Origin of the sequence: Litoreibacter arenae DSM 19593 (assembly GCF_000442275.2) — a bacterium.
GTDB classification, from domain to species: domain Bacteria; phylum Pseudomonadota; class Alphaproteobacteria; order Rhodobacterales; family Rhodobacteraceae; genus Litoreibacter; species Litoreibacter arenae.
Map to the genome: position 1 here is coordinate 672,309 of NZ_KE557306.1, position 14,217 is coordinate 686,525.

13 protein-coding genes and 1 pseudogene are annotated in these 14,217 nt (G+C 60.7%); 5 read left to right on the plus strand and 9 right to left on the minus strand.

Features of this window, described 5'->3' with window-relative positions; translation table 11 throughout:
- The first annotated feature begins 110 nt into the window (after positions 1-110).
- From THALAR_RS03450 to cysE, 5 genes and pseudogenes are all read left to right on the plus strand, one after another.
- Positions 111-1,439, plus strand: coding sequence for a DNA-packaging protein (locus tag THALAR_RS03450; protein WP_051153649.1), 1,329 nt, complete (start codon positions 111-113; stop codon positions 1,437-1,439).
- Between the two features lie 157 nt (positions 1,440-1,596).
- Positions 1,597-2,493 (plus strand): annotated as a pseudogene (locus THALAR_RS03455) (phage portal protein); the annotation flags it as partial.
- Between the two features lie 22 nt (positions 2,494-2,515).
- Positions 2,516-3,805, plus strand: coding sequence for a phage tail protein (locus THALAR_RS03460; RefSeq protein ID WP_021100094.1), 1,290 nt, complete (start codon positions 2,516-2,518; stop codon positions 3,803-3,805).
- A gap of 52 nt (positions 3,806-3,857) precedes the next feature.
- Positions 3,858-4,508 (plus strand): DUF2793 domain-containing protein, encoded by a 651-nt coding sequence (locus THALAR_RS03465; RefSeq protein WP_021100095.1) that lies wholly within the window; start codon positions 3,858-3,860, stop codon positions 4,506-4,508.
- A 107-nt stretch (positions 4,509-4,615) separates the two neighbouring features.
- The gene (cysE, locus tag THALAR_RS03470; RefSeq protein WP_021100096.1) at positions 4,616-5,425 is read left to right on the plus strand and encodes a serine O-acetyltransferase; all 810 of its coding nucleotides are present in this window, start codon (positions 4,616-4,618) and stop codon (positions 5,423-5,425) included.
- A 76-nt stretch (positions 5,426-5,501) separates the two neighbouring features.
- On the opposite strand, the gene THALAR_RS18320 is transcribed toward cysE, so the two are convergent.
- The 9 genes from THALAR_RS18320 to gap all read right to left on the minus strand — a co-directional run bounded on the left by THALAR_RS18320 (position 5,502) and on the right by gap (position 14,135).
- Positions 5,502-5,669 (minus strand): SH3 domain-containing protein, encoded by a 168-nt coding sequence (locus THALAR_RS18320; protein ID WP_154666737.1) that lies wholly within the window; start codon positions 5,667-5,669, stop codon positions 5,502-5,504.
- A gap of 199 nt (positions 5,670-5,868) precedes the next feature.
- Complete coding sequence (locus THALAR_RS03475) at positions 5,869-7,161, minus strand: pyruvate dehydrogenase complex dihydrolipoamide acetyltransferase (RefSeq protein WP_021100098.1); 1,293 nt, start codon at positions 7,159-7,161, stop codon at positions 5,869-5,871.
- Positions 7,162-7,173: 12 nt separating this feature from the next.
- Positions 7,174-8,547 carry a pyruvate dehydrogenase complex E1 component subunit beta gene (locus THALAR_RS03480; RefSeq protein WP_021100099.1) on the minus strand — a complete coding sequence of 458 codons (1,374 nt, stop codon included), beginning with the start codon at positions 8,545-8,547 and terminating at the stop codon, positions 7,174-7,176.
- A gap of 3 nt (positions 8,548-8,550) precedes the next feature.
- Positions 8,551-9,552 (minus strand): pyruvate dehydrogenase (acetyl-transferring) E1 component subunit alpha, encoded by a 1,002-nt coding sequence (pdhA, locus tag THALAR_RS03485; RefSeq protein WP_021100100.1) that lies wholly within the window; start codon positions 9,550-9,552, stop codon positions 8,551-8,553.
- Between the two features lie 126 nt (positions 9,553-9,678).
- Complete coding sequence (locus tag THALAR_RS03490) at positions 9,679-9,981, minus strand: FtsB family cell division protein (RefSeq protein WP_021100101.1); 303 nt, start codon at positions 9,979-9,981, stop codon at positions 9,679-9,681.
- A 116-nt stretch (positions 9,982-10,097) separates the two neighbouring features.
- Positions 10,098-10,991: a fructose bisphosphate aldolase gene (locus THALAR_RS03495; RefSeq protein ID WP_021100102.1), complete on the minus strand. Its 894-nt coding sequence runs from the start codon at positions 10,989-10,991 to the stop codon at positions 10,098-10,100.
- Positions 10,992-11,077: 86 nt separating this feature from the next.
- Positions 11,078-11,848 (minus strand): SDR family NAD(P)-dependent oxidoreductase, encoded by a 771-nt coding sequence (locus THALAR_RS03500; protein WP_021100103.1) that lies wholly within the window; start codon positions 11,846-11,848, stop codon positions 11,078-11,080.
- A gap of 3 nt (positions 11,849-11,851) precedes the next feature.
- A complete protein-coding gene (locus tag THALAR_RS03505; protein ID WP_021100104.1) occupies positions 11,852-13,030 on the minus strand; it encodes a phosphoglycerate kinase in 1,179 nt (392 codons plus the stop codon).
- Positions 13,031-13,130: 100 nt separating this feature from the next.
- A complete protein-coding gene (gap, locus tag THALAR_RS03510; RefSeq protein ID WP_021100105.1) occupies positions 13,131-14,135 on the minus strand; it encodes a type I glyceraldehyde-3-phosphate dehydrogenase in 1,005 nt (334 codons plus the stop codon).
- Positions 14,136-14,217 lie beyond the last annotated feature (82 nt).

Here is a 14,217-nt window from a genome sequence, read left to right on the forward strand (position 1 = left end):
TCAGAGCCTGTTGAACACAAGCAGAGACGCGGAAGGAAAACTTGATGAATACCGCAGAAAGCGTGCCGGGCGCGCCGCAGAATACGCCGTTGATCTTGGAGCGGCCCGGCTTGAGATCAGGCGCCGCCTTGATCGCATCCGAGACGGACGAGATCCGCGAGGCGTTTCTTGGGGGTCTGAGCGACGAGGAGGCCTCGGCGCTGCCGTTCCTGTTCGATTTCTGGGCGCATCCGCATCAACTGCCGCCTGCGGGCGACTGGCGGTCTTGGGTCATCATGGGCGGGCGCGGCGCGGGCAAAACCCGTGCGGGGGCCGAATGGGTGCGGATGATGGTCGAGGGCGACATGCCCGGCGATCCGGGCCGTGTGCGGCGCGTGGCGCTGGTAGGTGAAACCTTTGACCAAGTGCGCGACGTGATGATCTTTGGCGATAGCGGGATACTGGCGTGCTCGCCCCCTGACCGTCGGCCTGAGTGGCAGGCCACGCGGCGGCGGCTGGTCTGGCCCAACGGGGCGATTGCGGAGGCGCATAGCGCGTCCTCGCCGGAGCATATGCGCGGGCCGCAGTTTGACGCGGCTTGGGTGGATGAGCTGGCCAAGTGGACCAAGGCGCGGGAGGCCTATGACCAGCTGCAATTCGCGCTGCGTCTGGGGGACCGTCCGCAGCAGGTGATTACGACCACGCCGCGCAATGTGACGGTGCTGAAGCAGATACTGGATGCGGGGTCGACGGTGGTGACCAATGCGCCGACCGAGGCCAACAAGGACAACCTTGCGGCGTCGTTTTTGGAAGAGGTGCGCAGGCGCTATGGCGACACGCGGATGGGGCGTCAGGAACTGGACGGTCTGCTGCTGGATGATGTGGACGGGGCCTTGTGGACCGCGTCGATGCTGGAGGACTTGCGGGTGAGTGAATTGCCCCACTTCGAGCGGGTGGTGGTCGCGGTGGACCCTGCGGTGTCGTCGAAGAAGGCGTCGGACGCGTGCGGGATCGTGGTCGCCGGGCTGGTGCGGTCCGGCAAGGACTGGGAAGCCGTGGTGATTGAGGACGCAACCGTTGAGGGGGCGTCGCCCACAGGCTGGGCGCATGCGGCCTTGGCAGCGTATGAGCGGCACGGTGCGAACCGGATCGTGGCGGAGGTGAACCAAGGCGGCGATCTGGTGGAGACGTTGATCCATCAGCTGGACCCTGTGGTGCCGTACCGGTCTGTCCATGCCTCGCGGGGCAAGGCGGCGCGGGCGGAGCCTGTGGCGGCTTTGTATGAACAGGGGCGTGTTAAGCACTATGGCGCCTTGGGGCCGTTGGAGGACCAGATGTGCCAGATGACGGTGACGGGCTTTCAGGGCTCCGGCTCGCCGGACCGTGTGGACGCGCTGGTCTGGGCGTTGACGGAACTGATGGGTGCGAGTGCGCCACAGGCGCGGATCCGCACGCTCTAGAGCACCGTACGGTGGTGTAAGACGATCTTAGGGGCGGCGACATAGATTGCCCTTAACGACGCGATAAAGGGGTTTCGGCCCTGATGCGACAGACAATTGAGGCCCCTGTGACATGAACACGGGGGCCTTTTCTTTTTGGACGAACAGGAGCCGGATGATGGTGTTTGACTTTTTGCGGCGTGGACAGGCGGAGGTGCCGGAGGCGAAGGCCTCGGCCACGGGCAAGGTGCTGGCTTATGGCGGGCGCGGCATTGCCTGGAGCCCACGGGATACGCCGTCGCTGACGCGGTCCGGCTTTGCGTCGAACCCTGTGGGGTTCCGGTCGGTGAAGATGATCGCCGAGGCGGCGGCGGCGTTGCCACTGGTGTTGCAGGACGGGGCGCAGCGCTATGACACGCACCCTGTTCTGGGACTGATGTCGCGGCCCAATCAGGCGCAGGGGCGGGCGGAGATGCTGGAAGCGCTCTATGGCCAGCTGCTGCTGTCGGGGAACGGGTATCTGGAGGCCGTGGGGCTTGGAGAGGGCGTTCCGGTGGAGCTGCATGTGCTGCGCTCTGACCGGATGAGCTTGGTTCCGGGCGCGGATGGCTGGCCTGCGGCGTATGAATACGCAGTGGGCGGGCGCAAGCACCGGTTTGACATGACGGGGGAGCTGGCACCGATCTGCCATATCCGCAGTTTCCATCCGCAGGATGACCATTACGGGTTCTCGCCCCTGCAGGCGGCGGCAACGGCGATTGACGTGCATAACTCTGCCTCGCGCTGGTCCAAGGCGCTGCTGGACAACGCGGCGCGGCCTTCGGGGGCGATTGTCTACAAGGGCGGTGATGGCCAGCAAGCGATGACCAATGACCAGTTCGAGCGGTTGCAGGTCGAGATGGAAGCGCACCATCAGGGCGCGCGGAATGCGGGGCGGCCGATGCTGCTGGAGGGTGGCCTGGACTGGAAGCCGATGGGGTTCTCGCCCTCAGATATGGAATTCCAGAAGACCAAGGAAGCCGCCGCGCGCGAGATTGCGCAGGCCTTCGGGGTGCCGCCGATGCTGCTGGGGATATGTTGAGGCAGAAGGGGAGTTTGTGGCCCGGGTCACTGATGCACGGTTTCCCCATGACGAGGCAACGGACGTGACGCAGAACGAATTGCCGCTGGCGTTGACCGAAGCGGAAGCGACAACAATTGCGGAGCGTTGGCTGTCCGGGGCGCGCGTGGCGCGTGACGGAGTGAGCTTCAGCCTTCCGCCGTCGCGCAGCGATTTGCGGGCGGGTGACCTGGCCAAATTGACCGATGCCAGCGGTGGCTCGACGCTCTACCGGGTCGACCGGATCGAAGACCGTGGCGCGCGGCACGTCGAGGCGGTGAGGGTGGAGCGGCAAATCTACACGCCAAGCGAGGCCGTGGAAAGTGTGGGGGAGGTGAGACCTTTCGCGGTTCCAGTCCCTGTGTCCGCGCAGTTCATGGACTTACCTTTATTGAAGGGCGATGAGGTGCCACACACCCCCTATATCGCCGCGACGGCGCGCCCCTGGCCGGGGGGTGTTGCGGTGTATGGCTCCGCCGAGGACAGCGACTACAGCCTCAACACCGTGATCGAACGACCTGCCAGAATGGGCGTGCTAAAAACTTCGCTGGAAAAAGCGGAAGCGGGACTGTGGCAGCGGGGCAGGCCTTTGCGGGTGAACGTAGCGGGCGCACCGTTGAGTTCTGTGACAGCTGACGCCGTACTGAACGGGGCAAATGTGGCAGCTATCGGCGACGGATCGTCCGACAAGTGGGAGGTTATCCAGTTTGCAAGGGCAGACTTAGTTGCGCCCGACACCTACGACCTGTCCGGCCTATTGCGCGGGCAGGCGGGAAGCGATGGATTGGTTCCGGATTCTTGGCCAACGGGAAGCCGCTTCGTCCTGCTCGATGGTGCGCCGACCCAGATTGGCATGGAGCTATCCTCGCGCGGATTGGCGCGACACTACCGGATCGGCCCGTCTCTGAGGCCCTATGATGACCCTTCTTATCGCTACTACGTCGAGGCATTCCAAGGAGTTGGCTTGCGCCCTTACGCCCCTGCGCACCTCAAAGTGCGGCAAACGGGAGGAGATACCCACCTAAGCTGGGTGCGTCGGACCCGGATTGACGGTGACAGCTGGGCATCGCTGGAGGTGCCTCTGGGTGAGGAATTCGAGCGGTATTTGGTGCGTGTCACCCACAATGGCAGCGTTGTGCGTGAGGTGGAAACAGGATCTGCGGCTTGGACCTACGTCGACGCTGAACAATCACAGGACGGGCTGACAGGCCCCTATGAAATCGAGGTGGCGCAGGTCTCCCTGCGCTTTGGCCCAGGACTCTTCTCAAGGATTGAAATCAATGGTTGATACGGTAAATCTTAGACTTCCTCTATTGGCACCTTCACAGGCTCAAAAACATGTGACGGTAAACGAAGCCTTGGCGCGTATTGACGCCGCCTTGCAATTGGGCGTCGTCAGCCGGTCCCTTGCAACGCCGCCGGCACTGCCGGAACAAGGCGACAGCTATCTGGTTCCGTCCGGCGGGGTGAATGACTGGGATGGTGAGGACGGAAACCTGGCATTCTTCATCAATGGCGGGTGGGACTTCCTCTCTCCAATTGCAGGTTGGCGCATTTTCGTTGCCGACGAGGCGGTAAGCGTGACATTCGACGGCCTTGGCTGGCAAGACAACGTATTGTCCACCTCACCTTTCGGTGCGGCAATGCGTGCCGAAACAGTCGAGTTCGATTTTGACATTGGCGCAGGCCCAAGCGTGCTAACCGGCTACGTGATCCCTGACGGAGCCATTGTGCTTGCGGTGACGGGGCTTGTGATAAATGCAATCACCGGCACGTTGACGGACTGGTCATTGGGGGTAGAGGTGTCCGACATACGTTATGGATCGGGACTTGGGATTGGTACGGGCTCGTGGCTGCGTGGTGTGACCGGTCAACCGCAGGCTTACTACGGCAACACTCAGCTGAAACTAACGGCGAATGGCGGGGATTTTGCGGGGGGCACCGTGCGGCTGGCGGTGCATTTGCTGCGCTTCGATATCCCACGCCAGTAAGGTCTGCTTGTCGGCATGTTCACGCTTTTGCGTGTAAGAGGGGTTTGGAATTGCCAGTTTTCTCCTATTTGGTGTATGGAAAAGGCCAACACCCGAAAGGAATTCAGATGGCATATTCCAACCCCATGCTGGCCGAAATCGATCCGGTCTGGGCGCAAATCACTGATGAGGCGCGCGCAGCTGTCGTCGATGAGCCTCTTCTGGGCGGGCTCATTCACGGGTCGGTTTTGCACCACGACAAACTTGAAACCGCCTTGGCCTTCCGGTTTTCGCAAAAGTTGGCATCGGCAGAGATGTCCGAGCAAATCCTGCGCGAGATCGCGGACAGCGCGTATGCGTCTGATCTAGGTCTAGGCGAAGCAGCCCGGGCTGATATTGTCGCTGTCTTTGATCGTGACCCGGCTTGCGAGCGCTTTATTCAGCCAGTTCTTTTCTTCAAGGGTTTTCAGGCGATCCAAGCCTACCGCATTGGACATTGGCTTTGGACGCAAGGGCGTAAGGATCTGTCTTACTTTGTTCAGATGCGCATATCCGAAGCGTTCGGCGTCGACATCCATCCCGCCGCACGGATTGGCAAGGGGATCATGATCGACCATGCCCATTCCATCGTTATCGGCGAGACGGCTGTGGTCGGTGACAATGTCTCAATGCTGCATTCAGTTACGCTTGGCGGTACTGGTAAGGAACATGACGACCGCCATCCCAAGATCGAAAATGGCGTGCTGATCGGGGCAGGGGCCAAGGTTCTGGGCAATATCACCGTGGGTCATTGCTCTCGCATCGCTGCCGGCTCCGTGGTGCTCGAGCCAGTTCCGCCGATGAAAACGGTCGCAGGTGTTCCCGCGAAAATCGTGGGAGAGGCCGGATGTGCGCAGCCCTCGATCTCCATGGATCAGTTGCTGGGGCGAAGCTCCTAAGTTCGCTGTAGCTGAAAAAAGACCCGCAATGACGTTCTATTGCGGGTCTTTTACGAATGACAGATTTCACAGAAAATCAGTAGGCGTAATAGCTTACTTTCCGTTTCAGGTGCTGGCTGCGCTTGCTCGACCACATGTCGCGGTGCTGCGCCAGCGCGATGGTCTCTTCCTTCGAAAAGGAGAGGGAGGAATTTAGCCAGGCGGCCAAACGGTTGACAAGCGATTTCAATGCAGTGTGTGCCATGTTCATTGTCCCCTATGTCCGAATAAGATCGGGTTATCTCTAGCTGCGCGTCGTAATCGCGCTGTTGAAATCAAGATAGGCACATTGTCATTTGTTTTCGATGCCTTTTCCAGCATTCCCATATTGTAGAAAACGCATGGGTCAGGCTTTACGTAGCAACGTTGCCGGAAACTGCTCCGGCAGCGTTGTTATGCTTTCGTCAAGCGAGCATACCCATCGGGTTCTCCAGATTGTCTTTAATCGCGTTCAGCAGGTTTGCCCCAAGTGCTCCGTCAATCACGCGGTGGTCGACGCTGAGAGTGGTGGACATGACCGTTGCGACTTTCAGCTCTCCATCTTCGCCCACGACTGGTTTTTTCGCACCGGCACCAACCGCCAGAATGGCAGCGTGTGGCGGGTTAATGATCGCGTCGAAATTGTCGATGCCAAACATGCCAAGGTTGGATACAGCGAAACTTCCGCCTTGATATTCGTGCGGCGCAAGTTTGCGGTCGCGGGCACGAGCGGCAAGGTCTTTCATTTCGGTGGACAAGGCGGACAGTGACTTCATATCCGCATCCCTCAGCACCGGTGTGAATAGCCCGCCTTCGATGGCGACGGCAACGGCCACATCGGAGGGCTTCAGTTTCAGCGTGCGGTCACCGGCCCAGACAGCGTTCGCATCCGGCACCTGTTGCAACGCTAGCGCGCAGGCCTTGATGATGAAATCGTTAACCGACAGCTTCACACCGCGCGCTTCCAACTGCTTGTTCAAGGTGGAGCGGAACGCCAGCAACGCATCCAGTTGGATATCGCGGCGCAGGTAGAAATGCGGCACGGATTGCTTGGCCTCGGTCAGGCGGGCGGCGATGGTCTTGCGCATGCCGTCGAGCGGCATTTCCTCGAACTCGCGGTCTTCGTACATCTTGCGCACTTGGTCTGTTGAGGGGCCGGACGCCATGGCAGGCGCGCTTTTGGCGGCTGGTGCGTCCGCCGGTTTCTCGGCTTTCGGCGCGGCCTTCGCACCCTCCACATCCGCCTTCACGATCCGCCCCTTGGGGCCGGAGCCTTTCAGGTCCGCGAGGTCGATGCCTTTGTCCGCAGCAATGCGGCGGGCGAGGGGGGAGGCGAAGATGCGCTCGCCGTCTGACTTGGATGGCGCAGCAGGCGCTGAGGCCGCTGCGGGCGCGCCGCTCTTGGGCTTTTCTGCCTTGGCATCGGGTTTCTTGGCAGGTTTGGAAGATGTCTCGCCGATATCGTCGGCGCTTTCGCCGTCCTCCAGCAAAACAGCAATCGGCGTATTTACCTTCACCCCGTCGGTGCCTTCCGACACCAGAATTTGGCCAACCACACCTTCATCCACGGCTTCGAATTCCATCGTGGCCTTGTCGGTCTCGATTTCCGCCATGATGTCGCCGGAGTTCACGGTGTCGCCTTCCTTTACCAGCCACTTGGCCAGAGTGCCTTCCTCCATCGTGGGAGAGAGCGCGGGCATGAGAATTTCAATGGGCATGGTCTGCGCTCCTTAACGGTAGGTGACAGCTTTGACGGCGTCGATGACCTCTTTGGTCGTCGTCAGCGCCAGCTTTTCGAGGTTCGCGGCATAAGGCATCGGCACGTCCTTGCCGGTGCAGTTGATGACGGGGGCGTCGAGGTAGTCGAACGCCTCCTGCATCAACACCGCTGAGATGTGGTTGCCGATGGAGCAGACGGGGAAGCCTTCCTCCACCGTCACGCAGCGGTTGGTTTTCTTGACGCTTTCGATGATCGCGCCGGTGTCCATCGGGCGCAACGTGCGCAGGTCCACAACTTCGGCGCTGATCCCGTCTTCTGCAAGTTTATCAGCGGCTTCCAAAGCGTACTTCATCCCGATCCCGAAGCTGACGATGGTCACGTCCGTGCCTTCCCGCCATATCTTGGCCTTGCCGAACGGCACGGTGTAGTCGTCCATCACCGGCACGTCGAAGGACTGGCCGTAGAGGATTTCATTCTCAAGGAAGATCACGGGGTTGGGGTCACGAATGGCCGTTTTCAGCAACCCTTTGGCATCCGCTGCGGAATACGGCATCACAACCTTCAAACCCGGAATTTGCGCATACCACGCGGCGTAGTCGTGGGAGTGCTGCGCACCTACGCGGGCAGCGGCACCGTTCGGGCCGCGGAACACGATGGGGCAGCCCATCTGGCCGCCGGACATATACAGCGTCTTGGCGGCGGAGTTGATGATCTGGTCAATCGCCTGCATGGCGAAGTTGAACGTCATGAACTCCACAATCGGGTTCAATCCACCGAACGCAGCCCCCACGCCGATACCCGCAAAGCCATGTTCCGTGATTGGCGTGTCGATCACGCGCTTGGCGCCGAACTCGTCCAGCAGTCCCTGGCTGATCTTGTAGGCGCCTTGGTATTCGGCCACTTCCTCGCCCATCAGGAACACTTCGGGCGTGCGGCGCATTTCCTCGGCCATGGCGTCGCGCAGGGCTTCGCGGACTGTGGTGGGTTTCATTTCGGTGCCTTCGGGGATGTCCATTTCGTCAGGAACCACCACCGCGACAGATGCGCCGGGGTTGGCGGACATCGGCTCGTCGATAGGGGCCTTGTCCTCGTCGTCGTCAGACCCGGCATCAGAGGACGCCTCAACGTCATCGGCGCTTTCGCCTTCCTCGACCAGCACAGCGATGGCGGTATTCACTTTCACGCCTTCGGTGCCTTCCTCGATCAGGATCTTGCCGATGATACCCTCATCAACTGCTTCAAACTCCATGGTGGCCTTGTCGGTTTCTATCTCGGCCAGAATGTCGCCGGAGGACACGGTGTCCCCCTCCTTGACCAGCCATTTGGCCAGCGTGCCTTCTTCCATGGTGGGCGAGAGGGCGGGCATCAGAATTTCGGTCGCCATGTCTTAAGCCTCCGCTTCCAGGTAAATGTCGGTGTAAAGCTCGGACACGTCCGGTTCCGGGCTTTCCTTGGCGAAGTCGGCGGATTCGTTGACGATGCCTTTGATCTCCTTGTCGATGGCCTTCAGGTCGTCATCCGTCGCGTGTTTGCCAGTGAGCAGCATGTCACGAACATGCTCGATGCAGTCCCGCTCTTCGCGCATTTTCTGCACCTCCTCGCGGGTCCGGTATTTCGCCGGGTCCGACATGGAGTGGCCGCGATAGCGGTAGGTTTTGACTTCCAGAATATACGGACCCTTGCCCGCACGGCAGTGCGCCACGGCCTTTTCGCCCGCTTCTTTCACCGCCAGCACGTCCATGCCGTCGACCGCTTCGCCCTTGATCCCGAAGGCCGCGCCGCGGGTATAGATGTCGGGCGAGGAGGTGGACCGTGCCATCGCCGTGCCCATGGCATATTGGTTGTTCTCGATCACGAAGATCACAGGCAAATCCCACAAGGCCGCCATGTTGAACGTCTCGTAGACCTGACCCTGGTTCGCCGCGCCATCGCCGAAATAGGTGAAGGTCACGTTGTCATTGCCGCGGTATTTATCCGAGAACGCCAGACCCGCCCCAAGCGGCACTTGCGCCGCCACGATGCCGTGGCCGCCGTAAAAGTGTTTCTCCTTGGAGAACATATGCATCGAGCCGCCCTTGCCCTTGGAGTAGCCGCCTTCGCGGCCCGTCAACTCGGCCATGACGCCGTTTGGGTCCATGCCACAGGCCAGCATATGCCCGTGATCGCGGTAGGAGGTGATGCGTTTGTCACCGTCTTTCGCCGCCGCTTCCAGCCCGACGACAACGGCCTCCTGACCGATATAGAGGTGGCAGAAGCCGCCGATCAGGCCCATGCCGTAAAGCTGGCCCGCCTTTTCTTCGAAACGGCGGATCAAAAGCATGTCGCGGTAGTAGCTAAGCAGCTCCTCCTTCGACACATTCGCTTTCTTGGTGGTCTTCTTGGCAGCCATGTTGGCAGTCCTCCCGAAATCTTGGCGCGGATCGTATAGTTTAACGTTAAACTATATTTTATCAGAGCCAATGAGAAAGAACACCCCCTGTTTCCACAGGAGCGGGCAATTGATCTGAAAGCGGGGTTAGCGCAGCAATATCTCGTCGGACCGCATCAGGCCCAGTGTGGCGCGCGCCTGCATGTCCAGCAGGTCAAGGTCCAGATACCCGTCCGACAGACGCCGCGTCTTGTTGCGCATATCAGCGACCTCGATCTCCAGCGCGTCCAGTTCGGCCCGCAGGGTTTCGATTTCGGCCTCGACCTGCACACGGCGGAAGATGCCGTAGTCACCCTGCACCGCCGCGAATACGAAATATGCGCCCATCAGAAACAGGAGCGAGAAGATCAGCAGGGGGGTGATGCCAAACGTGGCGCGGGTGTTGGTCATGACAAGCCTCAGGGGGCGTCTCTTGCTGGACGCTGCCCCATATGAATCGCACATGCGATTCGGTTTGTGAATCCCCTAAATTGCCAAAACTCCAGTTTTATTGGCTATTTCGGCAATTATCCGGCCACGGAGGCCCGGTAAATGCTGTCGATCGTGTCAGCGATCATGTCGTTGAACTCCGCATCGCTTTGCTGCGCCGACAGACCTTCCGTCAATGCGCGGGAGAAGCTGGCGATTACGCCCGTGTTCTTCGCCAGCCGCGCGTTGGCTTCCTCGCGGGAATAGCCGCCGGACAGCGCCACGACACGCATCACGCGGGGGTGGTTGACCAGCGACTGATAGAGGTTCGCTTTCTCGGGCAGGGTCAGTTTCAGCATGACATCCTTGCCTTCGGGCAGGGCGTCGAGCTGCTTGGTCAGCTCGGCCAGAAGAATGTCCTCGGCCTCGGCCTTGTCGGTGATCTTGATATTCACTTCCGGCTCGATGATCGGCACCAGACCGTGGCCCAAAATCTGACGACCCAGATCAAACTGCTGCGCCACGTTGGCCGCGATACCGGACGCCGACGCCGCATTGATGACCGAGCGCATCTTGGTCCCGAACATGCCTTTCTCAACGCCGCGTTTCAGCAGCGCGTCCAGCCCGTCGATCGGCTTCATCATCTGCACGCCGTCGGCCTCGTCCTCCAGACCCTTGTCGATCTTCAGGAACGGCACCACGCCACTGTCTTCCCAAATGAACTGGCCCGACGGCATCCCGCCCATGTCGCGGTCCATGGTCTTTTCGAACAGGATCGCGCCGATAACCTTTTCGCCGTTGAACGCAGGGGCCTTCACGATGCGGGTGCGCATCTCGTGGATCTTGTCGAACATCTCTTCGTCATTGGCGTAGGCGTCTTCCTCGACGCCATAAAGCCGCAGCGCCTTGGGGGTCGAGCCGCCGCTTTGATCCAGCGCGGCGATGAAGCCCTTGCCGTTGCGGATTTGTTCGAGCTGTTCGGAATTCGACATGAGAGGCCTCGCCAATGGATACGCTAATTTCAGCAATCTCTAGGCGAGGGGGCGTGATGTTGCAATCATGCTTGCGCTAACGGCGCTCAGGAGCGGACGTAAAACTGCGCCACGACCCATGTCAGCAGCCCGCGCGGGGTGATGCGGGGCATGAAGGCGAAGACTTTGTTCATAAACCCCGGCACGATCACCCGCTTGCCGCGCATCATGCCGGACCAGCCAGCGTCAGCCACATCCTCGGCGCTCATGGACAGGCCCAGCTTCAAAAGCCGGACATCCTTCATGTCGGCATCCTTGAAGAAATCCGTCTTGGTGGGGCCGGGGCAAAGCACCGACACGGTGATACCGGCCCCCGCCAGTTCCTGCGCGACCGCCTCCGACAGCGACAGCACGTAGGCCTTGCTGGCGTGATAGACGGCCATATGCGGGCCGGGCATGAACGCGGCGGTGGACGACACGTTCAAGATCTTGCCGCCACCGTTGCCGGTCATGTGCTGCACGCCCGCCTTCATCAACTTGGTCAGCGCGACCATGTTGACCTGAACAGATGTCTCTTCGCGATCCGCATCCGTCTTGGCGAACGGACCATTGATCCCAAGCCCCGCATTGTTCACCAGCACCTCGATGGGGCCGATTTGCGCGGCCTCGGCCCATAGCCTTTTGGCCTCGTCAGGCGCGTTCAAATCCGCCACCACCACATGCACGTTCTGTCCGCCTTGGCGCAGCTCATCGGCCAGCGCGTTCAGCTTGTCTTCCGACCGTGCGCTAAGGATCAGATCACGCCCGTCTTTCGCGGCGCGGCGGGCGATGGCTTTGCCGATCCCCTCGGAGGCTCCGGTAATCAGCACATAGCCCATGTCTTATCCTTCCAACGCGGCGACACCGGGCAGGGTCTTGCCCTCCATCCATTCCAAAAACGCGCCGCCTGCGGTGGAGATATAGGTGAAGTCATCCGCCGCATCCGCACCGTTCAGGGCCGCGACCGTGTCCCCGCCACCCGCGACCGAGACCAGTTTGCCCGCGCGGGTCAAATCCGCCGCCTTGCGTGCGGCGGCGTTGGTGGCGAAGTCAAACGGGGGGATTTCAAACGCGCCCAGCGGGCCGTTCCAGATGAGGGTGTTGCAGTCGGTGAACACCTTTTCCAGCGCCTTCACCGTGTCCGGGCCTGCATCGAGGATCATGGCGTCAGCGGGGCATTGGTCAACGGGCAATATCTCATGCTCCGCCCCCGCCTTGAACTCGCGGGCGACAACGATGTCGGTGGGCAGGTGAATCTTACACCCAGCCGCATCGGCTTTTTGCAGAATGTCGCGGGCGGTGTCGGCCAGATCGTGCTCGCAGAGCGACTTGCCTACGTCGATGCCCTTGGCGGCCAGAAACGTGTTCGCCATGCCGCCGCCGATCACCAGATGGTTCACCTTGCTGACCAGATTGCCCAGCAGGTCCAGCTTGGTCGAGACCTTCGCGCCGCCAACAACCGCGACCACCGGACGCTTGGGCGTTGCCAATGCGCCTTCCAGCGCACTCAGCTCTGCCTGCATCAGGCGACCTGCGCAGGCAGGCAACAGCTTGGCGAGCGCTTCTGTCGAGGCATGCGCACGGTGCGCCGCCGAGAACGCGTCGTTCACATAAACATCGCCAAGCGAGGCGAGGCGGCCTGCGAAAGCGTCATCATTCGCTTCCTCGCCGGGGTTGAAGCGCAGGTTTTCCAGCATGGCGATCTCGCCCGTCTCCAGCGCTGCGACCCGTTCGCCGTAATTGCCGTCGATGAACGTCACCGGCTGGCCCAGAATGTCCGACAGGGCAGGGACCACGTGGGAGAGCGACATCTCCGGCACCACTTTCCCCTTGGGCCGACCATAATGCGCCATCAGGATCGGGGTGCCGCCCGCTGCCAGAACGTCGCGCACGGTGGGCACGATGCGGTCGATGCGGGTCGTGTCGGTGACGCGGCCATCTTCCATCGGCACGTTGATATCCACGCGGATCAGCACGCGTTTGCCGTTCAGGTCCATGTCGTCGAGGGTCTTCCAAGCCATATCCGTATCGCCTTTTTGCAAAATGCCAACGGCCCGCTTCTATAAGGAGCGGGCCGCGTGATCCAGTCGTAGCATTTGAATATTTATGCCAAGATGAAGCTCAGATGAGTTTCCCCATCGCCACGGCGGTGTCCGCCATGCGGTTGGAGAATCCCCATTCGTTGTCATACCAGGTCAGAATACGCACCATGGTGCCGTCCATGACCTTGGTCTGATCCGCCGCGAAGATCGACGAGCGCGGATCGTGGTTGAAGTCGGAGCTCACCAGCTTCTTGTCGGTATAGCCAAGGATGCCTTTCAGCGGACCACTTGCGGCGGCGGCGGACATCATCTCGTTGATCTCCTCGACCGTCGTGTCGCGGGCGGCTTCAAATGTCAGGTCCACGACCGATACATTCGGGGTTGGCACGCGGATCGCCACGCCGTCCAGCTTGCCGTCGAGTTCCGGCAGCACCAGACCCACGGCCTTGGCGGCGCCGGTGGAGGTCGGGATCATCGACAGTGCGGCGGCCCGGGCGCGGTAGAGGTCGCTGTGCATCGTGTCCAGCGTCGGCTGGTCGCCGGTATAGCTGTGGATCGTGGTCATGAAGCCTTTGACGATGCCGACGTTATTTTGCAGCACATGCGCCACAGGCGACAGGCAGTTGGTGGTGCAGGACGCGTTGGAGACGACGATGTCATCCGACGTCAGCGTCTCGTGGTTCACCCCGTAAACGATGGTCTTGTCGGCGTTTTTACCGGGTGCCGAGATCAGCACACGTGAAGAGCCGTTTTCCAGATGGGCCTGGCAGGCGTCTTTCGAGGTGAAAATACCGGTGCATTCCAAAACGATATCCACGTCGTTCCAAGGCAGGTCCGCAGGGTTACGCAGGGCGGTGACGTTGATCGGGCCGCGGCCTACGTCGATGGTGTCGCCGCGCACGGTGACTTCCTGCGGGAAGCGGCCATGCACGCTGTCATATTGCAGCAGGTGGGCGTTGGTCTCGACCGGGCCCAGATCGTTGATCGCGACGACTTCGATATCGGTGCGGCCGCTTTCGATGATCGCGCGCAACACGTTGCGCCCGATGCGACCAAATCCGTTGATAGCTACTTTGACTGACATGGAAGAAACCCTCCTGATGGGCGGTTGGCAAAAGACTTGTTACCGCTAACAATTACATTTTTGGGCAAAGGTCAACCAAGAC